This is a genomic window from Streptomyces sp. DSM 40750 (genome assembly GCF_024612035.1).
GTDB lineage: Bacteria > Actinomycetota > Actinomycetes > Streptomycetales > Streptomycetaceae > Streptomyces.
Map to the genome: position 1 here is coordinate 10,557,956 of NZ_CP102513.1, position 24,771 is coordinate 10,582,726.

22 protein-coding genes and 1 pseudogene are annotated in these 24,771 nt (G+C 68.9%); 21 read left to right on the top strand and 2 right to left on the bottom strand.

The genetic code is table 11. From position 1 onward, the window contains the following. Positions 1–92 precede the first annotated feature (92 nt). The 12 genes from JIX55_RS46130 to JIX55_RS46185 all read left to right on the top strand — a co-directional run bounded on the left by JIX55_RS46130 (position 93) and on the right by JIX55_RS46185 (position 12,169). A complete protein-coding gene (locus tag JIX55_RS46130; RefSeq protein WP_257561938.1) occupies positions 93–1,736 on the top strand; it encodes a methane monooxygenase in 1,644 nt (547 codons plus the stop codon). Then, complete coding sequence (locus JIX55_RS46135) at positions 1,733–2,833, top strand: 2Fe-2S iron-sulfur cluster binding domain-containing protein (RefSeq protein WP_257561937.1); 1,101 nt, start codon at positions 1,733–1,735, stop codon at positions 2,831–2,833. Before JIX55_RS46130 ends, JIX55_RS46135 begins: the two co-directional genes overlap by 4 nt. Positions 2,834–2,915: 82 nt before the next feature. After that, positions 2,916–4,046 carry an aromatic/alkene monooxygenase hydroxylase subunit beta gene (locus JIX55_RS46140; RefSeq protein WP_257561936.1) on the top strand — a complete coding sequence of 377 codons (1,131 nt, stop codon included), beginning with the start codon at positions 2,916–2,918 and terminating at the stop codon, positions 4,044–4,046. Beyond that, complete coding sequence (mimD, locus tag JIX55_RS46145) at positions 4,043–4,396, top strand: propane 2-monooxygenase effector subunit MimD (RefSeq protein ID WP_257561935.1); 354 nt, start codon at positions 4,043–4,045, stop codon at positions 4,394–4,396. The genes JIX55_RS46140 and mimD overlap by 4 nt, the downstream gene beginning before the upstream one ends. An 18-nt stretch (positions 4,397–4,414) precedes the next feature. Continuing rightward, a complete protein-coding gene (locus tag JIX55_RS46150; protein ID WP_257561934.1) occupies positions 4,415–5,422 on the top strand; it encodes an amidohydrolase family protein in 1,008 nt (335 codons plus the stop codon). Beyond that, positions 5,419–6,153, top strand: coding sequence for an iron-sulfur cluster assembly protein (locus JIX55_RS46155; RefSeq protein WP_257561933.1), 735 nt, complete (start codon positions 5,419–5,421; stop codon positions 6,151–6,153). The genes JIX55_RS46150 and JIX55_RS46155 overlap by 4 nt, the downstream gene beginning before the upstream one ends. Beyond that, complete coding sequence (locus JIX55_RS46160) at positions 6,150–7,175, top strand: NAD(P)-dependent alcohol dehydrogenase (protein WP_257561932.1); 1,026 nt, start codon at positions 6,150–6,152, stop codon at positions 7,173–7,175. Before JIX55_RS46155 ends, JIX55_RS46160 begins: the two co-directional genes overlap by 4 nt. Positions 7,176–7,332: 157 nt before the next feature. Further along, on the top strand, positions 7,333–9,000 hold the full coding sequence (groL, locus tag JIX55_RS46165; RefSeq protein WP_257561931.1) for a chaperonin GroEL: 1,668 nt from the start codon (positions 7,333–7,335) through the stop codon (positions 8,998–9,000). Between the two features lie 192 nt (positions 9,001–9,192). Next, entirely contained in the window at positions 9,193–9,519 is a 327-nt protein-coding gene (locus JIX55_RS46170) for a putative quinol monooxygenase (RefSeq protein ID WP_257561930.1), read from the top strand. Between the two features lie 114 nt (positions 9,520–9,633). Then, positions 9,634–10,560 carry a metal ABC transporter substrate-binding protein gene (locus JIX55_RS46175; protein WP_257561929.1) on the top strand — a complete coding sequence of 309 codons (927 nt, stop codon included), beginning with the start codon at positions 9,634–9,636 and terminating at the stop codon, positions 10,558–10,560. Beyond that, positions 10,557–11,300, top strand: a complete 744-nt coding sequence (locus tag JIX55_RS46180; RefSeq protein WP_257561928.1) for a metal ABC transporter ATP-binding protein — start codon at positions 10,557–10,559, stop codon at positions 11,298–11,300. The genes JIX55_RS46175 and JIX55_RS46180 overlap by 4 nt, the downstream gene beginning before the upstream one ends. Further along, the gene (locus JIX55_RS46185; RefSeq protein WP_257561927.1) at positions 11,297–12,169 is read left to right on the top strand and encodes a metal ABC transporter permease; all 873 of its coding nucleotides are present in this window, start codon (positions 11,297–11,299) and stop codon (positions 12,167–12,169) included. Before JIX55_RS46180 ends, JIX55_RS46185 begins: the two co-directional genes overlap by 4 nt. Positions 12,170–12,401: 232 nt before the next feature. Here the strand turns inward: JIX55_RS46185 and JIX55_RS46190 are convergent, their stop codons facing one another. After that, positions 12,402–12,776: a hypothetical protein gene (locus tag JIX55_RS46190; RefSeq protein ID WP_257561926.1), complete on the bottom strand. Its 375-nt coding sequence runs from the start codon at positions 12,774–12,776 to the stop codon at positions 12,402–12,404. A gap of 511 nt (positions 12,777–13,287) precedes the next feature. Between JIX55_RS46190 and JIX55_RS46195 the strand changes: the two are divergent. The 9 genes and pseudogenes from JIX55_RS46195 (at position 13,288) to JIX55_RS46235 (ending at position 23,588) form a co-directional block, all read left to right on the top strand. Further along, positions 13,288–14,482, top strand: a pseudogene (locus JIX55_RS46195) (XdhC family protein). A 109-nt stretch (positions 14,483–14,591) separates the two neighbouring features. Next, positions 14,592–15,122: a nuclear transport factor 2 family protein gene (locus tag JIX55_RS46200; RefSeq protein WP_257561924.1), complete on the top strand. Its 531-nt coding sequence runs from the start codon at positions 14,592–14,594 to the stop codon at positions 15,120–15,122. A gap of 284 nt (positions 15,123–15,406) precedes the next feature. Beyond that, entirely contained in the window at positions 15,407–16,048 is a 642-nt protein-coding gene (locus JIX55_RS46205; protein WP_257561923.1) for a (2Fe-2S)-binding protein, read from the top strand. 9 nt (positions 16,049–16,057) lie between these two features. After that, positions 16,058–17,038, top strand: a complete 981-nt coding sequence (locus JIX55_RS46210; RefSeq protein WP_257561922.1) for an FAD binding domain-containing protein — start codon at positions 16,058–16,060, stop codon at positions 17,036–17,038. Further along, complete coding sequence (locus JIX55_RS46215) at positions 17,035–19,224, top strand: xanthine dehydrogenase family protein molybdopterin-binding subunit (RefSeq protein ID WP_257561921.1); 2,190 nt, start codon at positions 17,035–17,037, stop codon at positions 19,222–19,224. Before JIX55_RS46210 ends, JIX55_RS46215 begins: the two co-directional genes overlap by 4 nt. An 866-nt stretch (positions 19,225–20,090) precedes the next feature. Beyond that, positions 20,091–21,335 (top strand): amidohydrolase family protein, encoded by a 1,245-nt coding sequence (locus JIX55_RS46220; protein ID WP_257561920.1) that lies wholly within the window; start codon positions 20,091–20,093, stop codon positions 21,333–21,335. A gap of 280 nt (positions 21,336–21,615) precedes the next feature. Continuing rightward, positions 21,616–22,545 carry a VOC family protein gene (locus JIX55_RS46225; protein WP_257561919.1) on the top strand — a complete coding sequence of 310 codons (930 nt, stop codon included), beginning with the start codon at positions 21,616–21,618 and terminating at the stop codon, positions 22,543–22,545. 199 nt (positions 22,546–22,744) lie between these two features. Beyond that, positions 22,745–22,990, top strand: coding sequence for a hypothetical protein (locus JIX55_RS46230; protein WP_257561918.1), 246 nt, complete (start codon positions 22,745–22,747; stop codon positions 22,988–22,990). 49 nt (positions 22,991–23,039) lie between these two features. Beyond that, positions 23,040–23,588 carry a MarR family winged helix-turn-helix transcriptional regulator gene (locus JIX55_RS46235; RefSeq protein ID WP_257561917.1) on the top strand — a complete coding sequence of 183 codons (549 nt, stop codon included), beginning with the start codon at positions 23,040–23,042 and terminating at the stop codon, positions 23,586–23,588. A 303-nt stretch (positions 23,589–23,891) separates the two neighbouring features. On the opposite strand, the gene JIX55_RS46245 is transcribed toward JIX55_RS46235, so the two are convergent. After that, on the bottom strand, positions 23,892–24,482 hold the full coding sequence (locus JIX55_RS46245; RefSeq protein ID WP_331609573.1) for an SDR family NAD(P)-dependent oxidoreductase: 591 nt from the start codon (positions 24,480–24,482) through the stop codon (positions 23,892–23,894). Positions 24,483–24,771 lie beyond the last annotated feature (289 nt).

A 24,771-nucleotide genomic window follows, 5' to 3' on the forward strand; every position in this document is an offset into this window, starting at 1 on the left:
CCGGGCGAACGAGGTCCCTTCCCTCCGGTCCCGGCTGTGCCGGAGCCCGGGGGAGCCCCATCGCTGCCGAGTCAGCCGGAGGAGTATCACCCGTGAGCCGACAGAGCCTGAGCAAGGCGCACAAGAAGATCACCGAGTTGTCGTGGGATCCGACGTTCGCGACACCGGCCAACCGCTTCGCCACCGACTACCGTTTCGACAAGGCCCCCAAGAAGGACCCGCTCAAGCAGGTCCTGCGCTCCTACTTCCCGATGGAGGAGGAGAAGGACAACCGGGTCTACGGCGCGATGGACGGCGCGATCCGCGGCAACATGTTCCGCCAGGTCCAGGAGCGCTGGATGGAGTGGCAGAAGCTGTTCCTGTCCATCATCCCCTTCCCCGAGATCAGCGCGGCCCGCGCGATGCCGATGGCGATCGGCGCGGTGCCCAACCCGGAGCTGCACAACGGGCTCGCGGTGCAGATGATCGACGAGGTACGTCACTCGACGATCCAGATGAACCTCAAGCGCCTCTACATGAACCACTACATCGACCCCGCCGGGTTCGACATCTCCGAAAAGGCGTTCGCCAACTGCTACGCGGGCACCATCGGCCGGCAGTTCGGCGAGGGGTTCATCACCGGCGACGCGATCACCGCCTCCAACGTCTACCTGACGCTGGTCGCCGAGACCGCCTTCACCAACACCCTGTTCGTGGCGATGCCCGCCGAGGCCGCCGCCAACGGCGACTACCTGCTGCCCACCGTCTTCCACTCGGTCCAGTCGGACGAGTCCCGGCACATCTCCAACGGCTACTCGATCCTGCTGATGGCGCTGGCCGACGAGGACAACCGGCAGCTCCTGGAGCGCGACCTGCGCTACGCCTGGTGGAACAACCACTGCGTGGTGGACGCCGCCATCGGCACGTTCATCGAGTACGGCAGCAAGGACCGCCGCAAGGACCGCGACAGCTACGCCGAGATGTGGCGCCGCTGGATCTACGACGACTACTACCGGTCGTACCTGATCCCGCTGGAGAAGTACGGCCTGAAGATCCCGCACGACCTCGTGGAGAAGGCGTGGGACCGGATCTGGAACCAGGGCTACGTCCACAAGACCGCCCAGTTCTTCGCCACCGGCTGGCCGGTGAACTTCTGGCGCGTCGACGGCATGACCGACGACGACTTCGAGTGGTTCGAGTCCAAGTACCCGGGCTGGTACGCGGAGTACGGCGCCTGGTGGGAGGCGTACAACCGGATGCGGCATCCCGGTGCCAACAAGCCGATCACCTTCGAGGACGTCGGCTACCAGTACCCGCACCGCTGCTGGTCCTGCATGGTGCCCTGCCTGGTCCGGCAGGACATGGTGGTCGACAAGGTCGACGGTCAGTGGCGCACGTACTGCTCCGAGACCTGCGCGTGGACCGACACCACCGCGTTCCGGCCCGAGTACGAGGGCCGCCCCACCCCGTCGATGGGACGCCTCACCGGCAAGCGTGAGTGGGAGAGCTGCTACCACGGGCAGGACCTCGCCGACATCGTCAAGGACCTCGGCTATGTCCGCGACGACGGCAAGACGCTGATCCCGCAGCCGCATCTGGACCTCGACGACCCGAAGAAGCTGTGGACGCTCGACGACATCCGCGGCAACACACTCATCAGCCCCAACATGGCGCTCAACGAGATGTCCGACGAGGAGCGCGAGGCGCACGTCGCGGACTACCGCAGCCGCAGCAACATCACACCGTCGAGGCCTTGACCGAACCACAGGCAGGGGCGGCGACGAACCCGTCGCGGGGTCGCCGCCCCGGAAGGCTGGTCCTTGTGGGCGACAAGCACCGCATCCGATTCGAACCGGTCGGCATCGAGATCGAGGCCGACGAGGACGAGACCGTACTGGACGCCGCGTTCCGCCAGGGCGTCAATCTCATGCACGGCTGCAAGGAGGGCCAGTGCTCGTCCTGCAAGTCCTTTCTGCTCGACGGCGACCAGCAGATGGAGCGCTACTCCACCTTCGCGCTCGCCGACTACGAGAGCGAGGAGGGATACGTCCTGCTGTGCCGCGTGCACGCCTACGGCGACCTCCACGTCGAACTCATCAACTACGACGAGGAGATGCTCCTCTCCGGCATACCGCCACGGGAGGCCCGCACCACCGTCGCCGCGGTACAGCCCCTCACCCACGACATCGTCCGGCTCGGCCTGGTGATCGACCCGCCTGACGAACTGCCGTACCGCACCGGGCAGTACCTGGACATCCAGGTGCCCGGCACCGACCAGTGGCGGTCGTTCTCCATGGCGGGGCTGCCCGCCGAAGGGCCCGGCGGCGAACTGGAGTTCATCATCAGGCGCTACCCCGGCGGACTGTTCTCCGGGCTGCTCGGCGGCGCCCTGAACCCGGGAGACCCGCTCACGGTCAAGGGGCCCTACGGCACCTGCGTGATGCGGGACGCACCGGACCGTGACCTGATCCTGCTCGCGGGCGGCGCCGGCATGGCGCCGATCCTGGCCCAGCTGCGTGGCCTGGCCGCCACCGGCAGCGCCCGCCGCACCCGGTTCTACTACGGGGCGCGCACCCAGCGGGACCTGTTCGCGCTCGACGAGATCGCCGAACTCGGTCGCGGCCTCAGCGACTTCGCCTTCGTACCGGCCCTGTCCGAGGACGGAGCGGGCGCGTACGAGCAGGGGCTGATCACCGACGTCGTCGACCGGCACGAGGGCGATCTGTCGCAGGCCGACGCCTACCTGTGCGGCCCACCGCCGATGTGCGACGCCGCTTTCGGGCTGCTCACCGCCAAGGGCATGCCCGAGGAGCGGATCTTCCTGGACAAGTTCACCACGTCCACCGACACCTGACCCGCGGCACACACCTGATCCGCGCGCACACCCGACCTGGGCACACACCCGACCCTCCTGACCCATGCGAGGAGCCGTACGCATGACCACTCAAGCCGACAAGCCGGCCAAGGCCGAACGCAGCTTCCCCAAACCGCAGTTCACCGACGCCGAGGCGGGAGCCCTCGTCTTCCCGAGCTCCACCAGCCGCGCCTTCTCCTACTACAAGCCGCAGAAGATGCGGGCCAGCATGTACGAGGACGTCACCTTCGACGTCCAGCCCGACCCGGAGCGCCACCTGCTGCAGGGCTGGATCTACGGCTTCGCCGACGGCTCCTCGGGCTACCCGCAGGACTGGACCGCCCTCAAGTCCTCGGACTGGCACCGCTTCCTCGACCCCAACGAGGAGTGGGAGCAGACGATCTACCGCAACAACGCCAACGTCGTGCGGCAGGTCCAGCAGAACCTCGCGAACGCTCGCAAGGCCGAGGCGTACGGGCAGTGGACCCGTGCCTGGCGTACCTTCGTCGAGCGGCACGTCGGCGCGTGGATGCACGCGGAACAGGGCCTGGGCATGCACGTGTTCGTCGCGATCCAGCGCTCCGCGCCCACCAACATGCTCAACAACGCGCTCGCGGTGAACAGCGTCCACAAACTCCGCTTCGCCCAGGACCTCGCGCTGTACAACCTGGACATCGAGGAGCAGCTCGACGGCTTCGACGGCTCCGCCCACCGGGACGTGTGGCAGTCGGACCCCGCCTGGCAGGGCGTGCGGGAGAACACCGAACGGCTCACCGCCGTACAGGACTGGGCCGAGGCCCTGTTCGCCACGAACCTCGTCTTCGAGCCCCTCGTCGGCGAGCTGTTCCGCAGTCACCTCGTTCTGCAGATCGCCGCCCGCAACGGTGACTACACCACCCCGACCGTGATGGGCGCCGGCGAGAACGACTACGACCGCGACCTGCGCTACACCCGATCCCTGTTCACCCTCCTGCTCGGCGACGCCGCCCACGGCGCCGGCAACAAGCAGGTCGTCCAGGAGTGGTTGGAGCGCTGGGCGCCGGTGAGCCTCGACGCCGCACGCCGGCTGCAGCCGCTGTGGTCGCAGCCCGCCGAGAAGCCCGTCCGCTTCGAGGACAGTCTCGACCGCGCCAAGGAGCGCTTCGCCCGCCTCATCGAGGACCTGGGCCTTGAGGCACCCGCCGACCGTACGAGCGAGAGGACCGCCAAGTGACCACCGCCCCGCAGCCGTTCAGCGCCGACCGCACCTCGTCGAACATGTGCGGCGTGACGCTGATGAACAACCAGAACGGCCATGTCGTCGCCGATGTGATGCGCGCCAAGGAGAACGTCAGTGTCACCGACTACCCGTCGATGATCCGCGTCGACGGCGAGCGGGTGCTCACCTTCGACTTCGACGAGATCTCAGGCGCCCTCGGCTTCGACTTCGACGTGTCCGACTTCGAGGAGATCATGTCCACCCACTACGGGCGCATGGTCCACCTCGACGACCGCACGGTGCTCTTCGCCAACCCCGAGGACGCCGCCGAATACATCGACTTCGACCTCAGTCCCGTCGACTGACGCCCGGGAGGAGCAGCCATGTACCGCAAGGACGGCGTCGACTACTTCATCGTCGACGGACACATCCACTTCTGGGACGCCAGCGAGGAGAACACCGCCAACAAGTACGGCGAGGGCTTCATCCGCTGCTTCTACGACTACCAGCGCAACCTCAGCCCCCAGGAGTGGGTGTGGCCGCTGGAGAAGTTCCGCAAGTACAGCGAACAGGACCTGATGCACGACCTGTTCGAGACCGGCTACGTCGACTGGGGCATCTTCCAGCCCACGTACCTCAACGAGTTCTACCGCAGCGGCTTCAACACCACCGAGCGTAACGGTCAGTTGGCCCGTAAGTTCCCCGACCGGCTCATCGCCAACGGCTCTTTCGACCCGCGGGAGGGCGAGGCCGGCCTGGAGCGGCTGCGGAAGCTGCACGCCGAGTGGAACCTGCGGGGCGTCAAGCTCTACACCGCCGAATGGCGCGGCTCCTCCAAGGGCTGGAAGCTGAGCGACCCCGAGACACAGGACTACCTGGCGCTGTGCCAGGAACTCGGCATCCGCAACATCCACGTCCACAAGGGCCCCACCATCTGGCCGCTGAACCGGGACGCCTTCGACGTCGCCGACATCGACCACGCGGCCAGCGCCTTCCCCGGCCTGAACTTCGTCGTGGAGCACTCCGGGCTGCCCCGTCTCGACGACTTCTGCTGGATCGCCACCCAGGAACCCAACGTGTACGCGGGCCTGTCCGTGGTCATGCCGTTCATCCACTCCCGCCCCCGCTACTTCGGCCAGATCATCGGCGAGCTGCTGTACTGGCTCGACGAGGACCGGATCGTGTTCGGCAGCGACTACGCGATCTGGAGCCCGAAGTGGCTGATCGAGAAGTTCGTCGACTTCCAGATCCCCGAGGACCTCCAGTCCGAGTACGGCGTCCTCACCACCGACGCCAAGCGCAAGATCCTCGGCCTCAACCACGCGCGCCTGTACGACCTCAAGGTCCCGGGGAGTGCCCAACTGCCCGCCGCCGCAGCGGTGGCGGCATGACCGCCGTCACCGAGGCGGTCGACCGGGTCACCGCCGTCAACACGGCCCTGGCGGCGGTGCTCGACCCGGAACTCGACCGCCCCATCACCGAACTCGGCTTCGTCAGCTCCGTCAGTGTCGGCGCCGACGGCTCGGTGGAGGCCAGACTCCGGTTGCCCACCTACTTCTGCGCTCCCAACTTCGCCTGGCTGATGGTGGAGGACGCCCGGCGCGAACTGGCCCGGCTGTCCTGGGCGGGGGAGTGCACGGTCGTCCTGGAGGACCACTTCGCCTCCGAGGAGATCAACCAGGGCGTGGGAGGCGAGAAGTCGTTCTCCGAGGCGTTCCCGGGGCTCGCCGACCCCGACCGCATGCAGGAGCTGCGCGCCGTCTTCCTGCGCAAAGGGCACCTGGCGGCCCAGACCCGCCTCGGCAAGCGGCTGCTGGAGCGTGGCTGGACCCACCGGCAACTGGCCGACGCGGTCCTGGGCGACCTGCCCGAGCGCCTGACGGTGACGCTGCGCCGCCGACGCGCCCTGCTCGGCCTCCGGGCGGATGTGTCGGCGCCGCTGTTCACCGACAACGAGGGGCGCGCCGTGCCCGCCGCAGGTCTGGAGCGGCACCTGCTCATGGGTCGTACGGCCGGTGTCGGTATCGGCGCCAACACCGAGTTCTGCGAGGGCCTGCTGGCCACTCGCTACGGGCCCGCCGGCTGGACAGAAGTCAGTAGCAGAAGGGAGGAAGCGTCATGAAAGCCGTACGACTGCACCAGTACGACCACCAGCCCGAGCTCGACGAGGTGCCCGACCCGGTGATCTCCTCACCGCTGGACGTGATCGTGAAGATCGGCGGCGCCGGCGTGTGCCGTACCGACCTGCACATCATCGAGGGCCAGTGGGAGGCCAAGAGCGGGGTGAGCCTGCCGTACGTCCAGGGGCACGAGAACGCGGGCTGGGTCGCGGAGGTCGGATCCGCCGTCACCTCGGTCGCTCCCGGCGACCCGGTGATCCTGCATCCGCTCGTCACCTGCGGACTGTGCGCCGCCTGCCGGCGCGGTGACGACGTGCACTGCGCGGCGAGCGCCTTCCCCGGCATCGACGCGGACGGCGGGTTCGCCGAGTACCTGCGCACCAACGCCCGCGCGGTCGTCCCGCTCGCCCCGGGCCTCGCCCCGGCCGACGTGGCCGCGCTGGCCGACGCGGGCCTGACGGCGTACCACGCGGCGAAGAAGGCGGCCCGCACGCTCGCTCCGGGCGCCAAGGCCGTGGTGATCGGTGCGGGCGGGCTCGGACACATCGGCATCCAGGTGCTGCGGGCGCTCACCCCCGCCGAGCTGATCGTCGTCGACCGGTCGGCGCAGGCACTGAAGCTCGCCGAGACGCTCGGCGCGCACCACACCGTCGTCGCCGACGGCAGCCAGGTCGACCAGGTCGCCGCGCTCACCGGAGGGCAGGGCGCCGAGGCCGTGCTCGACTTCGTCGGCGAGGGCGGCGCCCTGGAGGACGGTGTACGGATGCTGCGCCGGGCCGGCGACTACTACGTGATCGGTTACGGCGGAACCCTGTCCGTGCCGACCATCGACATCATCTCCACCGAGATCAACTTCATCGGAAACCTGGTCGGCTCCTACACCGACCTGGTGGAACTGATGGACCTCGCGGCACGCGGACTGGTCACCCTCCACACCGTCACCTACCCGCTGGACGACTTCGACCGGGCCCTGGACGACCTGAATCAGGGCCGGGTGCGCGGACGCGCCGTCCTCGTGCCCTGAATCAGTACCCCGAGCAGGTGGCGGCGGCCGATCCGTGGACCTTCGTTCGTGAGGGTCGGCGCACCACGGATACCGCACGCCTGGCCGCCGCCACCGCCGTACACCTGCCGCATCGCGTACGCACCTGCCCGAGCCGTACCGAAGGGACGACACCGCCATGGCGAAGGAACTGCGCTTCAATGCCGAAGCGCGCGCACTGCTGGAGAGCGGGGTGAACGCGCTGGCCGACGCCGTGCGTGTCACCCTCGGTCCGAAGGGCCGTAACGCGGTCCTGGAGAAGCTGACCGGGCCGCCCACCATCACCAACGACGGCGTCACCATCGCCCGCGAGATCCAGCTCAAGAACCCCTTCGCCAACATGGGCGCCCAGCTCGTGAAGGAGGTGGCCACCCGCACCAACGGGGACGTCGGCGACGGCACCACCACCGCCACCGTGCTCGCCCAGGCGATCGTCCGCGAGGGGCTGAGGGCGGTCAACGACGGTGCCAATCCGGTGCTGTTGAAGAACGGCATCGAGGCCGCCGTGGCGGCCGCCGTCGACTCCCTGACCACCCAGTCGCGACCGGTCCGCACCGACGGCGAACTCGTCCGGGTGGCCGCCCTGTCCGCCAACAACGACCCCGCCATCGGCGAGGCCATCGCCCAGGCCGTGGCCCGCGTCGGCCGCACCGGCGTCGTGACGGTGGAGGAGTCGTCCGCCTTCGGAATCAGCGTCGAGTACGCCGAGGGCCTTGAGTTCGACAGCGGCTGGATCTCCCCGTACATGGTCACCGACCAAGGACGCATGGAAGCCGTCCTGGAGAACCCGTACCTCCTCTACTGCGACACCAAGATCACCAAGGTGCAGGAGCTGATGCCCGTCCTTGAGCTGGTGATGCGCACCGGCTCCCCGCTGGTCGTCATCGCCGAGAACGTCGACGGGCCCGCGCTCGGCATGCTCGTCACCAACGCGGCGCACGGCACCTTCCGTTCACTCGCGGTACGCGCCCCCGGCTTCGGCTTCCGGCGCATCGCCGAACTGGAGGACATGGCCGCGCTCACCGGTGGCCGGGTCATCACCGGCACCGCGGGCCGCACCCTGGAGAGCGCCACCCTCGACGACCTGGGACGCGCCGAGAAGGTCATCGCCACCGAACGCTCCACCGCCGTCCTCGGCGGGGCCGGCGGCGACGAGCGGGTGGCCGAACGCATCGAGAACCTCAAGACCGAGCTGGAGCGCGCCACCAACGAGCACGACCGGGACAAGCTCGGCGAACGCATCGCGAAACTCTCCGGCGGCGTCGCCGTCATCCGCGTCGGCGCCGCGAGCGGCGTCGAGCTCAAGGAGAAGCAGATGCGCCTGGAGGACTCGCTCGCCGCCACCCGGGCGGCGGCCGAGGAGGGCGTGGTGGCGGGCGGCGGCGCGGCGCTGCTGCACGCCCGGGCCGACATCGCCGCCCTCGACGGGCCCGAACCCGGCCGGGGCGACGAGGACGCCGCGGTGGGCCGCGCCATCGTCGCCAAGGCGCTCGCCGAACCGCTGCGCTGGATCGCCATCAACGCCGGTCTCGACCCCGACGAGGCGGAGGCCAAGGTGGCCACGCTGCCCGTCGGCAGCGGCCTGGACGCCCTGCGCGGCGACTACGCCGACCTGCACCAGCGCGGGATCATCGACCCGGTCAAGGTCACCCGCAGCGCGCTGCTCAGCGCCGCGTCCATCGCCGCCCTGCTGCTCACCACCGAGACGCTGATCGTCGAGGAGATCATCGGCAATCCCGGCTCCATCCACTCCCCGGAGATCGGCGACCTAGCCGAGGGACTGCCGCGGCCGTCCAACATCCCGTAGCCAGAGGCGTGTTGGGTGTTGGGCGTTTGGTGGCGGGCGGGCGCAACGCCCGTTCCGCCACCAAACCCGGTCCTCAGCCGGATCATCCTCTCCAGCGTGGTGGTGGCGCTCAACGTGGGACTGCCGGCGAGCGTGTTCGCGGGCTGAGCGTCCCTTTTTCGTGTTCCAAGGAGCCGTCTCAAGGAGCATTGAATGATCTTCATCGCCGTACGATTCACCGTCCGCCCGGAATACCGCGACCAGTGGCTCGACCGCGTGGCCGACTTCACCGCCGCCACCCGGGCCGAGCCCGGCAACCTCTTCTTCGAGTGGTCCGTCGACACCGCCGCCCCGGGCCGCTTCGTCCTCCTGGAGGCGTTCGCCTCCCAGGAGGCGGGCGTCGAACACGTCGACTCCGACCACTTCAAGGCGGCGATGGCCTGGATGCCGGACGTGGTGGCTGTGACGCCCGACATCATCAACGTCGAGACGGAGGGGCGGGGATGGTCGCGGATGGCGGAGATCACGCCACGGAAGTGACCCCGCCGGGCCGCGGCGTTCCCGCGCTGACCGGTCGGTTCGGCCGGCCCCCGCAGGGAGCGTCCGGTGCCTGATGAACCAGTCTCTTGCCACCTCTGTCCAGGGGAGCCACACATGCCGAAGAGATTCGCCCGCAGCGCCTGGATCGCCTGTGCGACGACGATGGTGTTCCTGCTGGCCGCGTGCGGGATCGGGAACGCGAGTACGGGCCGTGCCGAGCGGCCGGTCGTCCTGACGACGTTCACGGTCCTGGCCGACATCGCCTCCCACGTCGCGGGAGACCACCTCCGGGTGGAGTCCATCACCAAGGCCGGTGCGGAGATCCACGGGTACGAGCCCACACCGGACGACATCAAGAAGGCGGCCGGAGCGGATCTGATCATCGACAACGGCCTGCACCTGGAAGCGTGGTTCGGGCAGTTCGTGGCCGAAATCGACGTGCCGCACGCGGTGGTCAGCGAAGGAGTCACGCCGATCGACATCGCCGAGGACGCCTACCGGGGGCGGGCCAATCCGCACGCGTGGATGTCACCGCTGAACGTGCGGATCTACGTGGACAACATGGTGAAGGCGTTCAGCGACCTGGACCCGGACAACACGGCCGCGTTCAAGGCCAACGGCACGCGCTACAAGCGACAGCTGCAACGGCTTCATGACGAACTGGTGGGTGCGCTGAGCCGCCTGCCGGACAACGAACGTGCACTGGTCACCTGTGAGGGCGCCTTCTCCTACCTGGCACGCGACGCGGGCCTGACCGAACGGTACATCTGGGCCGTCAACGCCGAGCAACAGGCCACTCCGCAGCAGATCACCCGCACGATCGACTTCGTCGAACAGCACAAGGTCCCCGCGGTGTTCTGCGAGTCCACCGTGTCCGACGCCCCGATGCGCCAGGTCGCCTCGGCCAGCGGCGCGCGATTCGGCGGTGTGCTCTACGTCGACTCGCTTTCCGGACCGGACGGTCCCGTGCCCACCTACCTCGACCTGATCCGCCACGACGCGGACACCATCGTCACCGCGCTGACCGGGACCGCCCGATGAGCACGCCGGCGATCCACGTCGACCAGGCCACGGTCCGTTACGGCGACGTCGTCGCACTCGACCGTGTCACTCTGTCGCTGGCCGCCGGACGGGTGTGCGGGCTCGTGGGGATGAACGGCTCGGGCAAGTCGACACTGTTCAAGACCATCATGGGTTCCCTGAAGCCGGACAGCGGCACAGTGCGCGTCAACGGCGGCCCGCCCGCACGGGCACGCAAGTCCGGAGCGATCGGCTACGTACCCCAGAGCGAGGACGTGGACTGGGCGTTCCCGTTGTCGGTACGGGACGTCGTGTTGACCGGCCGCTACGGACACATGGGCTTCACCCGGCGCCCGCGTCGCGCCGACCACGAGGCTGTGGACCACGCCCTGGAGCGAGTACAGCTCACCGACCTCGCCGACCGCCAGATCGGGCGGCTCTCCGGCGGCCAGCGCAAACGCGCGTTCGTCGCCCGCGGAATCGCCCAGGGGGCCGGCATCCTGCTGCTGGACGAGCCCTTCGCCGGTGTGGACAAGGGCTCGGAGGCCACCATCACCCGTCTGCTGCGCGAACTGGCCCGCGACGGGTCCGCCGTCCTGGTGTCCACCCACGACCTGCACGCTCTTCCCCGCCTCGCCGACGAGGCGGTCCTGCTCATGCGCACGGTCCTCGTGCACGGCTCACCGGACGAGGTCCTCCGGCCCGACAACCTCGCGCGGGCGTTCGGTCTGGACGTGCTTCGGCGAGAGGAGACGGTGTGACCTTCTACGAGTTCCTCCTGGAACCCCTCACGTACAGCTTCATGGTCCGGGCCCTCGCGGCCACGCTCGTCGCGGCCGTGGTCTGCGCGGTGCTGTCCTGCTGGCTGGTACTCATCGGCTGGTCGCTCATGGGCGACGCCGTCTCCCACGCCGTGCTGCCCGGCGTGGTGCTGGCCTACATCCTCGGTGTGCCGTTCGCGTTGGGCGCACTCGTCTTCGGCGTGCTGGCCGTCGCGCTCATCGGTGTGGTCCGGGACACCAGCCGGGTCAAGGAGGACGCGGCGATCGGCATCGTGTTCACCACCCTGTTCGCGCTCGGTCTCGTGCTGATCTCGGTCACCCCCAGCCAGACGGACCTCAACCACATCATCTTCGGCAGCCTGCTCGGCGTCGACAGCGCCGACCTGATCCAGATCGCCGCCCTCGGCGCGGTCACCCTCGCCGTGCTGATCCTCAAACGCCGCGACTTCACCCTCTACGCCTTCGACCCGACCCATGCGCAGGCCATCGGCCTGTCCCCTCGTCTGCTCGGCGCGGCCCTGCTCGGACTGCTCGCCTTCACCTGCGTCGTGGCTCTCCAGGTCGCCGGTGTCATCCTGGTCGTGGCCATGCTGGTCATCCCAGGCGCGACCGCCTACCTGCTGACCGACCGATTCCAGCGCATGCTGCTGATCGCACCGGTCTTCTCCACTGCCGCGGCCGTCACCGGCCTGTACCTGAGTTACTACCTCGACACCGCCTCCGGCGGCATGATCGTCCTGGTCCAGGGCACCGCGTTCGCCCTCGTGTACCTCTTCGCCCCGCGCCACGGACTCATCGGCAACCGGATCATCGGACGCCGACGCCGACATCAGCAGGCACACACGTGAACGCCCCGGCGACCATGGTCTCCCTGGCCGCTGTCGATTGCCGCCCCTATCCGCTCACCGGCTGAGGACCACGCCCAGTACGCCTGGCCGACCCAACCCTACGAACGGCTCGATCAACCCGGTCCGCACATCCGCGCGGTCCACCCGGCCCGGCACAGACCGGTCAAGGTGACCGTCCGGTCAAGGTGGCGGTGCCTCACTCGACCTGTGCGAGGAGGCGGTTCCGTCGGTGCTACACAGGCGTGATCATGTAGTGGGTGACAGGGAAGAAGTTCATATTGTGGTCGCCTTTGGTCGCGGACTGGCCGGGGTTCAGCCCGGGGCCCATCTCAATCCGACAGTCGGCGTCGACGTAGAACCTCATGACGTAGCCGGAATTCGCGTTGTTCCGCGCCCCGCCTACCTTCTCGAGTACCGGGATGTCCGTGCAGGTGGTCGCGTCGGAGTACAAAGTGGCGCTGCCACCCGTCATGTCCCACACCTCGTACGCGGTCCCGATGGCGACGGGCTCGCTGTGTTCGTCGGCGCCGGCGGGGGTGGCGACTGCGAGGGCGAGCGCGGCGGGGACGGCTGCGAGCGTGGCGGCTCTCTTGATCTTCTGTAGCACTGTGATCCTTTTGTGGGGGTCGGCCGACCGCGTCCGTCGTTGGGCGTGCGTGGTTGTGCGGCCTGGTTCGAGTGTGTGTGGACGGCGATTCCCCGCCCGGTGGGTGGTTGGAAGTCCCACTCGACGCGTGTGAGTGGCCCACGGAAGCGGACGCCTGTCCGGTACTGCGGGTTACCGTAATGGACGGCTGTCCGGTCCTGCAAGGGTCGAGTTCGAGGTGAACTGGAGCGACAGGCAGGCGAGTTGAGTGGAGCGGCCGGCGCTGATGGGGTGGCGGGTTTGTCGGTGGAGGTGGGTTCACGACTCAGCCCCTTGCTAACCGGACTGCCGTCCGCTACGTTCTCCGGAGTAGCGGACTACAGTCCGCTTAGCGGCACCAAAGCGCCGGATACGGCAAGCCCCATGGCCGACTGCCAGCCGTCGTGCCCACCAACGCGCCGGTACGTGACCGGCGTACGCCACCACCACCTGCCCATCCGACCTGATCGCGTTCTGTCCGCGGAGGCATCAAGTGCTTGACATCGCCCAAGAGTTGAGACCGTGGCTCGATGGCGGCCGGGAGTTCGCCGTGGCCACCGTTGTCGGCGTCAGCGGCAGCGCGCCACGCGGACTCGGGGCGGCCATGGCGGTCGACCGCGAAGGCACCGTCATCGGATCGGTCTCCGGCGGTTGTGTGGAAGGAGCCGTTTATGACCTTTGCAGGCAAGCGATCGAAGACGGCAGGTCGATAGTCGAACGGTTCGGCTACAGCGACGAGGATGCCTTCGCCGTCGGCCTCACCTGCGGCGGGATCATCGACATCCTGGTCACGCCGGTCACCGCCGACACGCCGGTCAGGGCGGTGTTCCGGTCCGCCCTGACCGGTGCTGTCCGCGACGAACCGGCAGCCCTCACACAGGTGGTCCGCGGCCCGGCCGAGCTCCTGGGCAAGAGCCTGCTCGTTCGTCCCGACGGCACGTATGAGGGATCGCACGGAGACGACCACGCCACGCTGGACCGGACCGCGGCCGCCCGGGCGCACGCCCTGCTGGAAGCCGGCCGCACCGGCACGGTCGAGATCTCCGCGAGCGCAGCGAGATGGGGCCCCCCGGACGGAGTCCGGAAGAGGATCCCACTGCCCCGGCGGCCTCACGCTGCTCGTCGCGGTGAACACGCCTCCTCCCCGCATGATCGTGTTCGGGGCGATCGACTTCGCGGCGGCACTGGTCCGGGTCGGCAAGTTCCTCGGCTACCACGTCACCGTGTGCGACGCCCGCCCCGTCTTCGCCACCCGGGCCCGCTTCCCGGACGCCGACGACATCGTCGTCGACTGGCCTCACCGCTACCTCCAGCGCACACCGACCGACGCACGCACCGTCCTGTGCGTCCTCACCCACGACGCCAAGTTCGACGTGCCTCTGCTGCAGGAGGCCCTGCGGATGCCGGTCGCCTACGTCGGCGCCATGGGCTCGCGCCGCACCCACACCGACCGCGAGCGCAGGTTGCGCGAAGCCGGCCTGGACGAGCAGGAGTTGGCCCGGCTCAGGTCACCGATCGGCCTCGACCTCGGCGCCCGCACGCCCGAAGGGACCGCCCTGTCCATCGCGGCGGAGATCATCGCCATCCGAGACGGCGGCACGGGCGTCCCCCTGACCGACGCCCAGATGCCCATCCACCGCGACGCAGGTCAGCCGGCCGTACTGCGGACCGTGCTGGGAGTCGCCTGAAGGTCATGCCCGGTGCGTCGCATGCAGGGCAACCGAGCCTCTCCGGACCTTCGGGTGCGGAGACCACCAAGACCTATCCATACATGCGCAGATCAATCTGGAGACTTTCATGAAGTCCCGCACTCTCAGCCGCCGTGTCACCGTTCTCGGCGTCGGTGTCCTCACCACAGCCGCACTGACCGTGGGCGCCACAGCCTTCGCCGGTACCGGGACCCCCGCGAAGTCGTCCGCCGCGGTGGCCTCGCCGGCCTCCCAGGCCGCCAAGGAAGCGCGCAACAAGCGGGTCGCGCTCGCCTTCGTGGACCTGGCCCTCAACAAGAAGCAGCCGAAGAAGGCCGCCGACCTTTACTTGCGGGACCCCTACATTCAGCACAACCCCCAGATCACCAACGGCAAGAAGGCGTTCGTCACCTGGGCGACGAACTTCATCAAGGCGGTACCGGACGTGAAGGTGGACTTCAAGCGGGTCCTCGCCGACGGCGACCTTGTGGTGATCCACAGCCGGTTGACCACCTCGGCGACGGATCGTGGCACCGCGGTTGCCGACATCGTCCGGTTCAAGAACGGCAAGATCGTCGAGCACTGGGACGTCCTCCAGGCGGTGCCCGAGACCTCGGCCAACGGCAACACCATGTTCTGAACACGCAGGGGCCCGCACACGATGGCGCCGCGCCGCGCGGGTCCTGTCCAACTCGGCGTGCTGCGTCCGGGGGAGTCGTAGTGCCGAGGATCGGTCCGCCGCGCTCAGCGGCACTCCTGGCCGCCGGTTCCCGTCCGGGCCTCCGGCGACAACCGCCCTTTGCCCGGCGCCCGCCAACGGAACAGCAGACCGCCTGAGCAACGGGCACACGGGGCACCCTCGCGGGGGCACGGCCACCGGTAAGCCCCTGACAACCACCAGTACCCCAACGAGGGAGAGTGGACATGTCCACCGAACTTCCCGACTCAGTTGTATTCCCATCCGCCGAGCCCTCCTCGGCGCCGACCCGACGTACCTTCATCGCGACGACCACTGTCGTCGGAGGGGCTGCCCTGGCCGGCGGCCTGGTCGCGGGGCCGCCCGCCCTCGGTATCGAGGAAGCGGCGGCCGTCGAGGCACCGCCCGGCAGTCGCGTTTCCCTGACGGTCAACGGCGTCCGGCGCACCGTCACGGTCGACAACCGCACCTCGCTGCTGGACCTGCTGCGCGAGCACCTGGACCTGACTGGTTCCAAGAAGGGCTGCAACGCCGGTGCCTGCGGCGCCTGTACCGTCCTGGTCGACGGACGCCGGGTCAATTCCTGTCTGACGCTGGCGGTGCGGCTGGAGGGCGCCGAGGTCACCACGATCGAGGGCCTGGAGAAGGGTGAGCGGCTCCACCCACTGCAGCAGGCGTTCATCGACCAGGACGCCTACCAGTGCGGCTTCTGCACCCCCGGCCAGATCGTGTCCGGTGCCGCGTGCATCCAGGAGGGCCACACCGGCTCCGCCGAGGAGATCCGGGAGTGGATGAGCGGCAACCTCTGCCGCTGCGGCTGCTACGTCAAGATCGTGCGCGCGGTCGAGCAGACCGCCCGCGGGAAATGAGGCCCGGTCATGCATCCCTTCACCTACACCAAGGTCTCCGACACCCGTGGGGCACTCGACGCCGGCCGACGCGGCGGCCGCTACATCGCGGGCGGCACCACCCTTGTGGACCTGATGCGCGAGACCGTCGAACGCCCCGGCACGCTGGTCGACATCAGCACCCTGCCCTTGCACGAGGTGACGGCCACCGAACGCGGCGGCCTGCGGATCGGCGCGCTGGTACGGATGGCCGAGGCCGCCGCCCACCCCAAGGTACGCACCCTGTATCCCGTCATTTCCGAGGCACTGGAGCTGAGCGCGTCGCCCCAACTGCGGAACATGGCCACGATCGGCGGCAACATCATGCAGCGCACCCGGTGCACGTACTTCCGTGACGTGACCGCCGCCTGCAACAAGCGCGATCCGGGCTCCGGCTGTGCGGCCCGCGACGGATTCAACCGCACCCACGCGATCCTCGGCACGTCCGAGTCCTGCGTGGCCACGCACCCCTCCGATGCCGCCGTGGCCTTCGCGGCGCTGGAGGCGAGCGTGCGCCTGCTGGGCCCGGACGGCGGGCGCACCGTCCCGTTCGCCGACTTCCTGCTGCGGCCCGGCAGCACCCCGAACAACGAACAGGCCCTGCGGAAGGGTGAGTTGATCACCGCCGTGGAAATCCCGGCCCACGCGCGCCCGCTCAAATCCGGCTATCTGAAGGTGCGAGACCGGCAGTCGTACGAATTCGCCCTCACCTCGGCGGCCGTCGCACTGCACATCCGCGGTGGCGTGATCCGCGAGGCGAAGGTGGCCGCCGGAGGCGTGGGCACCGTGCCCTGGAAGCTGACCGCTGTCGAACAGCGGCTCATCGGTGAGCGGCCCTCGAAGGCCCTGTGGGCCGAGGCGGCCGAGCGGGCGGCGGACGGGGCCAGCCCCCTTCAGCACAACCGCTTCAAGGTCGAGTTGCTCAAACGCACCGTCGAACGGCAACTGCGCGCCGTAGGAGGCACCAAGTGAGCCAGCCACAGGCAGCCGTCGGCGCGTCGGTGCCCCGGGTCGACGCACGGCTGAGGGTCACCGGGCGAACGAAGTTCGCCGGAGACAACAGCCCCGACGGGGTCGTCCACGCGGTCATCGTCGACAGCAGTGTCGGCCGTGGCCGTGTCACCGGCGTCGACGCCCGCGCCGCCCTCGCCCAGACCGGCGTCCTGAAGGTGATCAGCCACCTCAACGCGCCCAAGCTCCCGCCCCGCACGGGGTGGTGGCCGCCGCCCGGGGCGCTGCGCCCCTTCCAGGACGACCGCGTCCGGTTCTTCGGGCATCCCGTCGCGGTCGTGGTGGCGACCACGCTGGAGGTGGCACAGCACGCCGCGAGCCTGGTGGAGGTCTCCTACGACGCCGAGCCGGTCTCGACCGACATGGGCACCGCCGACTCTGCGGGTGATCCCGAGACGTATGCCCGCGGAGACGCGGACGGGGCCTTGGGGGCCGCCGCCGTCAAGCTGGACCTGGCGTACCGGATGGCCCGCAACCACCACAACCCGATGGAACCGGCCGGCACCGTCGCCCGCTGGGACGGTGACAAGCTCACCATCTGGGAGAAGACCAACTGGGTGGCCGGCGCCATGATGACCATGGCCAGTGAGTTCGGCATGCCGCAGGACAAGATCCGCGTCATCGCGCCGGTCGTCGGCGGCGGCTTCGGCAGCGCCGGCCGGACCTGGGTGCACACCGTCATCGCGGCCCTGGCGGCCCGCGAGGTGAAGCGCCCCGTGAAACTCCTGCTCACCCGCCGGCAGACGTACTTCGGCGTGGGATTCCGGCCCGCATACGAGTACGGACTGCGGCTGGGCAGCGACCGGCGGGGCCGCCTGAGCGCGTCGGTGCACGACGTCCGCGCCGAGACCTCCAGCTACGAAACGCACAGCGAAGGCGTTCTCGAACCCGGCCGGATGCTCTACAGCACGCCCAACGTCCGCCAGGAGTACGGGCACGTACCGCTGGACGTGAACACGCCGACGTTCATGCGCGGCCCCGGCTACGCCAGCGGCGCCTTCCCCGTCGAGTCGGCGATGGACGAACTCGCCCACGAACTGGGCCTGGACCCGATCGAGCTGCGGCTGCGCAACGAGCCCGCCGCCGACGAGTCCACCGGGCTGCCGTTCTCCACCCGCCGCCTGCGCGACTGCTACCGCGTGGGCGCCCGCGAGTTCGGCTGGCACCGGCGCAACCCCAAGCCGCGCTCGACGCGCGACGGTGACTGGCTCATCGGTATGGGGATGGCTGCCGGTGTCTACGACACCGAGCGCAGCGCGGCCCAGGCCTCGGTCCGGCTCGACGCCGACGGCACCGCCCTGCTGCAGTCCGCCACCAGCGACATGGGCCCCGGCACGGCCACGTCCATGACCCAGGTCGCCGCCGACGCCCTCGGCCTGACCATGCGCCAGGTGACCTTCCGGCTCGGCGACTCCCTCATGCCCCCGGCCCCCGTCCACGCCGCCTCGCAGACCATGGCCAGTGTCGGCTCCGCCGTCCAGGACGGCTGCGACAAACTGCGCAAGCAGGCCATCACCCTGGCGGTGAAGGACGAAGGATCACCGCTGCACGGCGTCGACCCCGCCGACGTCGTGGTACGCGGCGGCCGGCTGCACGTCAAGGACAACCCCGCGCGCGGGGAGACCTACCAGCGGCTCTTGGCCCGCAACAACCGCACCCACCTCGAAACGCTCGGCTCGTACGCCGGGGCGCCCGAATCGGGGAAGTTCTCCTTCTACGCCTACGCCGCGACCTTCGCGGAAGTAGCCGTCGACGCCCGCCTCGGCCTGGTAAGGGTCCGGCGCATGGTCGGTGTGTACGACGCCGCCCGGATCATCAGCCCGAGACTCGCCGACAGCCAGGCCATCGGGGCCATGATCGGCGGCATCGGCCAGGCCCTGCTGGAGCACACGGTCACCGACCACCGCGACGGCCGGATCGTCAACGCCAACCTCGCCGACTACCTCGTGCCGACCCACGCCGACATTCCCAAGGACCTGAAGGCGTTCTTCATCGAGGGGGAGGACTACGAGGCCGACCCGATCGGCGTCAAGGGACTCGGTGAGATCGTCATCGTCGGAGTGGCGCCCGCCATCGCCAACGCGGTCTTCAACGCCACCGGCCGCCGGATCCGCGAACTGCCCATCACCCCCGAAGCCCTGCTCTGAACGCCCGGGTGGCCGGTCCAGCCGCCGGTCACCCAGGAGTTCCCACCAGCGTCCGGCGGCTTACGACCCCCCACCCGCCGGGCATCAGGGCCGCCGCCGAGTCATCCTCCCCCGGGACACGGCGGCGGCCCGCCCAAGCAGCCCGCCTCCGACGTCGACGACCGTGAACCAGACTTCGCAGCGGTTGATCGACCACGGTCATGGCGGGGCGTCCAAATCGGCGAGCCGGGCCAGTGTGAGGCCGTCGAACGCGACCACCACGAACTGGGCGCCTATGACGGCCCGTTGGGCCTGACACGTCGGCTCATGCGGGCCGCGGGCCGGTGCGCGTCAGCGCGGGACGCGCGACCGAAGCCCTCGCTAAGCGGACTGCTGTCCACTAGGTTCCACCCCACGACCGGACGGTTGTCCGGTTGAGTTATCCGTAAGGGGGTGGCCGCATACGGCGTGAACGCCGGTGGCGTTCGCGGCCGGCGCCGAGGGGCGGCGTCAGGCGGTCCCCTTGACGCCGGCCCTTGACCGCGAGTCGAACGGCCGCGCCGTCAGTCTTCGGGTGATCCCGGAAGGCTCTCGGCATCCAAGGGGGCGTGAGCGACGTCGGGCGTCCTCGGGCGCCATGACCGCGGCCCCACGTTGGCGGGATTCGATACGTCGCTTTCGCCCCTTCGCGTCACAGGTCACTTCCACCATCGCCAGTCCTTCCGAGACAACGGAGACGCACCATGAATCTGCCCCGTCGAAACGTGCTGACCGGGGCGGCCGCCGCCGCGGCCGCTGTCACTTTCAGTGGATCAGCGGCAATCGCGGCCTCCGGCGGAAGTCGACCAACCGGCCCAGCACATTCGGCTTCAGAAATGGGCCGTGGCATGTCGAAGGGCCGCATCCTGATCCGCAACGGCCACGTCATCGACACCGAGCCCCAGCCGGTCGCCCATGCCCACACCGACGTCCTGATCGAGGGGGGCAAGATCACCGCCGTCGGGCGCAACCTCCGCTCCAAGGGCGCCATGGTCATCGATGCCACCGACCGCATCGTGCTCCCGGGCTTCGTGGACACCCACCGGCACGTGTGGCACTCGGCGCTGCGCAGCGCGGCCATCGACATCGATCTCGGCGCCTACTTCCGCCTTCTGGGGCAAGTCGGCCCGAAGTTCCGGCCGCAGGACGTGCGCATCGCGACCCTGGCCGGCGCGCTGGAGTGCCTCGACGCCGGCATCACCACCCAACTGGACTTCGCGCACATCGCGTACTCGCCCGAACTGGCGAACGCCGCCGTCGACGCACTGAAGGAGGCGGGGCTGCGCGCGGTCTTCGCCTACGGCACCCCGGTCAACGTCACCGCGGGCGGGAAGCTCGCCGACGTCCGCCGGATCCGCGAGCGTCTGGCCGACGACAACGCGCTCGTCACCATGGCATACGCCCCGCTCGGCCCCCTGTCCACCCCGATGGAGACAGTGGCCAGGGACTGGCGCATAGCCGACGAGCTGGACCTGCCGCTGACGATCCACCTCGCCAGCAGCCCCAACAACGAACAGCCGATTTTCGCCCTGCGCGAGGCCGGCCTGCTCCGCGAGAAGACCCTCTACGTCCACGCCAACGGCATCGGCGACGACGAGCTGAAGCTGATCGCCGACTCGGGCGCCACCGCCTCGGCCACGCCCGGCGACGAGGCCGGCCGCCTACGGCGCGCCGGTATCACCACCGGCACCGGCATCGACACCGTCGCCTTCGCCCCCGGCGACATGTTCTCCACGATGCGGGCAGCACACCTCGCCGGCCAGATCGCCGAAGACCCCCAGCTGACCGCCAAGGACGTCCTGCGGATGGCCACCCTGGACGGCGCCGCCGCGATGGGGCTGGCCGACCGCACCGGCTCACTGCGCCCCGGCAAGCAGGCCGACGTCATCCTGCTCCGCCTGGACGACCTCAACATGCTCACCGCCGAGCGCGACCCCATCGGGGCCGTGGTCACGGAGGCGCAGCCACACAACGTGGACACGGTCCTCGTGGCAGGCAAGGTCGTGAAGGCCGGGGGCCGACTGGTCCACGCCGATCTCCGCCGTACCGCCCGGGCCCTGCGCGCCACCGCGGCCGCGATCAGCGGTCGCTGACCGGAACCACGGCCTCCGGCCCTGGCAGCTGTCCGCGAGCCTCTGCGAGGAAGGGCCTCACGCATGTCATCGAGGAACCCCCTTCGCCGCACATGGAATTGAGCAGGACCTCTTGCCCGCTGACCGCAACTCGGCAGCAGTCCCATGCCTTTCGTCTGCCGACGTGCCGTGCCGCAGAGCGCGCGGAAGGGCTGTCGTGGCTGTTGCCGACGCCGAGTAAGGGCCTCGGACTCACAGAAACCATGGATGAGGGGATGACTGGCTGGTGAAGGGACACACCATGCGCGTGAGCGGCCTGCTGCACTACGGCCTGCAATTGCCCGACCTGGCGCGGGGCAAGGACTTCTACACGGACTTCGGCCTCAGTTCGGCCGAGCGCGGCAATCAGTTGGTCGTGCGCTGCGACGGCCGGGACCAGGACCAGACGGTGCTGGTCGAGGGCCCTGACAAACGGCTGCACCACGTTGCTTTCGCCGCGCCGGTCGGCTCGCTGCCCGAGTTGCAGCGTCACCTGGAGTCGCTGGGTACCGCGCTGCAGGACGCTCCGGCCGAGGGTCTTCAGGGTGGTCTGTGGTTCAGGGATCCGGACGGCAACGCGGTGAACGTGCGGGAGCAGGAACTGGCCCCGCCGCGCCTCGTCATACGGCCGAAGCAAAACCTTGCCGGTGACTACCAGCGGGTGGACGAGGCACTCTGGCTGACCGCGAACACCCCGCCGCGCCCGCGCAGGCTGGGTCACATGCTGCTTTTCTCCTCGGACATCAACCGTTCTCAGGAGTTCTACGAGCGCACGCTCGGGCTGCGACTGTCCGACAAGATCCCAGGCGCGGCCGTGTTCATGAACGCGGGACCCGGCGACCACCACGTGTTCGGCTTCGTCCGGAGCAGTCATCCGGGTCTGCATCACTCCAGCTGGGAGGTCGGCAACCTCGACGAGCTGATGGTCGGTGCCCAGACCATGGCGGACAGGGGGCACCGGATCGGCTGGGGGCTGGGACGTCATTTCCCGGGTTCCAACCTCTTCCACTACATGCGTGACCCGTGGGGCAGCTGGATCGAGTACTTCATCGACATGGACCAGATCACCGAGAACTGGCAGGCACGGGAGTGGGGTTGGGACGATGCGAAGGCCACTCCCGAGCGGCCGGCAGTGTGGTGCCCGGTGGTACCGGAGGCGTTCATGCACAATCTCGAACCGAAGCCGGAATGAAGCGCACCCGCTCTCGAAAAGAGCTCTGATGAGTTGCCGTCATGTCCTGGTGAAACTTGGGCGTCAAGGCCAGGTACTTGGAGGCGAGGATCTGCGGCAGGCGCGACAACTGGCCATGGGCCTCGGTGGGGATGGGCCTTTGAACGCTTCCGAGTAGTGGCTGAGGGGGGCCATCTCGCCGAGGGTGCCATTGGTGGAGATGGCCCCGACACCCGCCTCGACGAGCGCTCGGGTCGCCCGCTCGGTCTCGGCCAGGTCGACGGCGAAGGGCGCGTCCGGCTGGGCGGCGTCCTCGGTCGATCAGTCCGGCCGACTGGCGCTGGTGCAGACCCAGTTGTTCGAGCAGCTTCGGGTTCTCGATGATCAACAGGCGTGCCGTTTCCGGGCCGGTGTTGTGGTTGCGGTGCCACACGCCGAGTTCGGGGCGGCGATACCGCTCACCTGAGGTGAAAGCTTTCTGTGAAGCTATCGCGCTAGTGACCTATAGTGTAGAAGTGACAGCGACATCAGATCCCGTGGACGCGTGGATGCAGGCGTGGCGTACGGAGCTGCCCGAGGTCGTGTTTCCCTCGTCGGAGCTGAGCAAGCGGATCATGTTCCTCTCCGCGGCCCTGGACCGCGTGACGCGGCGCGATCTGACTGAACTCGGGCTGACGGTCGCTGAGTTCGACGTGCTGGTGACGTTGCGCAGAGCCGGTGAGCCGTACCGAATGAAGCCGAACCAGTTGGCCCGCTCCCTGATGCTTTCCACCGGCGGTACCACCAACGTCACCCACCGTCTGGTGGCCCGCGGCGCCGTTGAGCGGGAGGGCGACCCGGCTGACGCCCGAAGTACCTGGATACGGCTGACGCCGGATGGCATCGCGCTCGCCGAGCGCGCGGTCCTCGCCATGTCGGCCGAGCATGACGCCTTCTTCGAGGGTGTGCCGGCAGAAATCGTCGATGCCGCGACCGCCGCACTTCGGGACCTCATCACCGCCTGCCCGGGCCTGCTCCCCCGTGGCTCCGCGGCGCGGGACGCCCGAGCCCAGGGCCGAGTCTGAGGATCGCCGCATCATCGGCGTGCGCGTGCGCGCGGGCGCGTCGAAGGGGCTGTATGAGTCGCTACGGCGGGGACGTTGACGTCGCCGCCGTCACGCACAGTGACACCGGTGTCGAGAGGCTCCGGGGCCTCGATGAAGGATCCGGCCCGCGCTCGGGAACACCCGTGGGAGGCAGTCGGCATGATCTCGACTTTCGCCCATCTTGCGGGGAGCCCCGCGCGTGAACGCACGGGGCTCCCCGGTCTGAACTTCGGGTTGTGCGCAGGGCCCGTCCCAGCGCTCGAATGCGTCGGTGTGAGTCGTTCACGCGGACTTCAGGTGTGCGACGCCCTGCCCGTTCCTGGCGGTTTTCAGCGACGCCGCAGGCCGCCGTCGACGAGGTGGATCTGGCCGGTGATGAACGAGGCGTCGTCGGAGGCGAGGAACGCGACGAGGTTTGGCGACGTCTTCGGGGGCCTGCTGTCGCTTCAGGTTCTGAATGTCGACGTAGTGGGCGAAGGCCTCCTCGGAGAGGTGGGTCAGGGTGGCAGGCGTGGGGACGACGCTCGGAGCGAGGGCGTTGACCGTGGTGTCGTAAGGTGCCAGGTCCGTGGCCAGCGCATGGGTGAAGCCGTTGATGGCGCCCTTGGCGGAGACATAGGCGAGGAAGGCCGGCGGGGCTTCCCAGTAGCTCGACGAGGACATGCTGATCACCCGCCCATGGGAAGACCTTTTGAGGTCCTCGACGAAGGCCTTCGTGACCAGGAACGCGCCGGTGACGTTGATCGAGAACAGGTTCGTCCACTGTTCGAGCGACGTGTCCTCCAGGACGGCCAGCAAGGGGATGGCCGCGTTGTTGACGACTATGTCGACCTCGCCCAGCTCCGCGTGGACCCGTTCGGCGAACGAGTTCACCGACTCCTGGTCGGAGACTGTCGCCCTTCGCGCTGAAGAAGCGTCGGCCGTTCGCCTCGACGATCGCCTGGTTTTCCTCTGCGGGGTTGACGTCGAGGACCGCTATGTCGGCGAGCCTTCCTCAGACAGCTTCTGCACGATCGCGCGGCCGATTCCGGCGGCGCCGCCCGTCACGACGGCGATCCGGCCGTCCAGTTTCTTCGCCATGATGTTCGTTCCTTTTCATGTGGGTGTGAGGGTGATGCGGGTTCTGGGAGACGCGCGCGAGGGGATGGTCTGGACTCGCGAG

Bases quoted from the DNA above. Each gene is read 5' to 3' on its own strand.
- JIX55_RS46150 (WP_257561934.1), top strand. From the start codon at position 4,415: ATGTACCGCAAGGACGGCGTCGACTACTTCATCGTCGACGGACACATC.
- JIX55_RS46155 (WP_257561933.1), top strand. From the start codon at position 5,419: ATGACCGCCGTCACCGAGGCGGTCGACCGGGTCACCGCCGTCAACACG.
- JIX55_RS46175 (WP_257561929.1), top strand. From the start codon at position 9,634: ATGCCGAAGAGATTCGCCCGCAGCGCCTGGATCGCCTGTGCGACGACG.
- JIX55_RS46220 (WP_257561920.1), top strand. From the start codon at position 20,091: ATGTCGAAGGGCCGCATCCTGATCCGCAACGGCCACGTCATCGACACC.
- JIX55_RS46225 (WP_257561919.1), top strand. From the start codon at position 21,616: ATGCGCGTGAGCGGCCTGCTGCACTACGGCCTGCAATTGCCCGACCTG.
- JIX55_RS46180 (WP_257561928.1), top strand. From the start codon at position 10,557: ATGAGCACGCCGGCGATCCACGTCGACCAGGCCACGGTCCGTTACGGC.
- JIX55_RS46230 (WP_257561918.1), top strand. From the start codon at position 22,745: ATGGCCCCGACACCCGCCTCGACGAGCGCTCGGGTCGCCCGCTCGGTC.
- JIX55_RS46205 (WP_257561923.1), top strand. From the start codon at position 15,407: ATGTCCACCGAACTTCCCGACTCAGTTGTATTCCCATCCGCCGAGCCC.
- JIX55_RS46200 (WP_257561924.1), top strand. From the start codon at position 14,592: ATGAAGTCCCGCACTCTCAGCCGCCGTGTCACCGTTCTCGGCGTCGGT.
- JIX55_RS46140 (WP_257561936.1), top strand. From the start codon at position 2,916: ATGACCACTCAAGCCGACAAGCCGGCCAAGGCCGAACGCAGCTTCCCC.
- groL (WP_257561931.1), top strand. From the start codon at position 7,333: ATGGCGAAGGAACTGCGCTTCAATGCCGAAGCGCGCGCACTGCTGGAG.
- JIX55_RS46160 (WP_257561932.1), top strand. From the start codon at position 6,150: ATGAAAGCCGTACGACTGCACCAGTACGACCACCAGCCCGAGCTCGAC.
- JIX55_RS46170 (WP_257561930.1), top strand. From the start codon at position 9,193: ATGATCTTCATCGCCGTACGATTCACCGTCCGCCCGGAATACCGCGAC.
- JIX55_RS46210 (WP_257561922.1), top strand. From the start codon at position 16,058: ATGCATCCCTTCACCTACACCAAGGTCTCCGACACCCGTGGGGCACTC.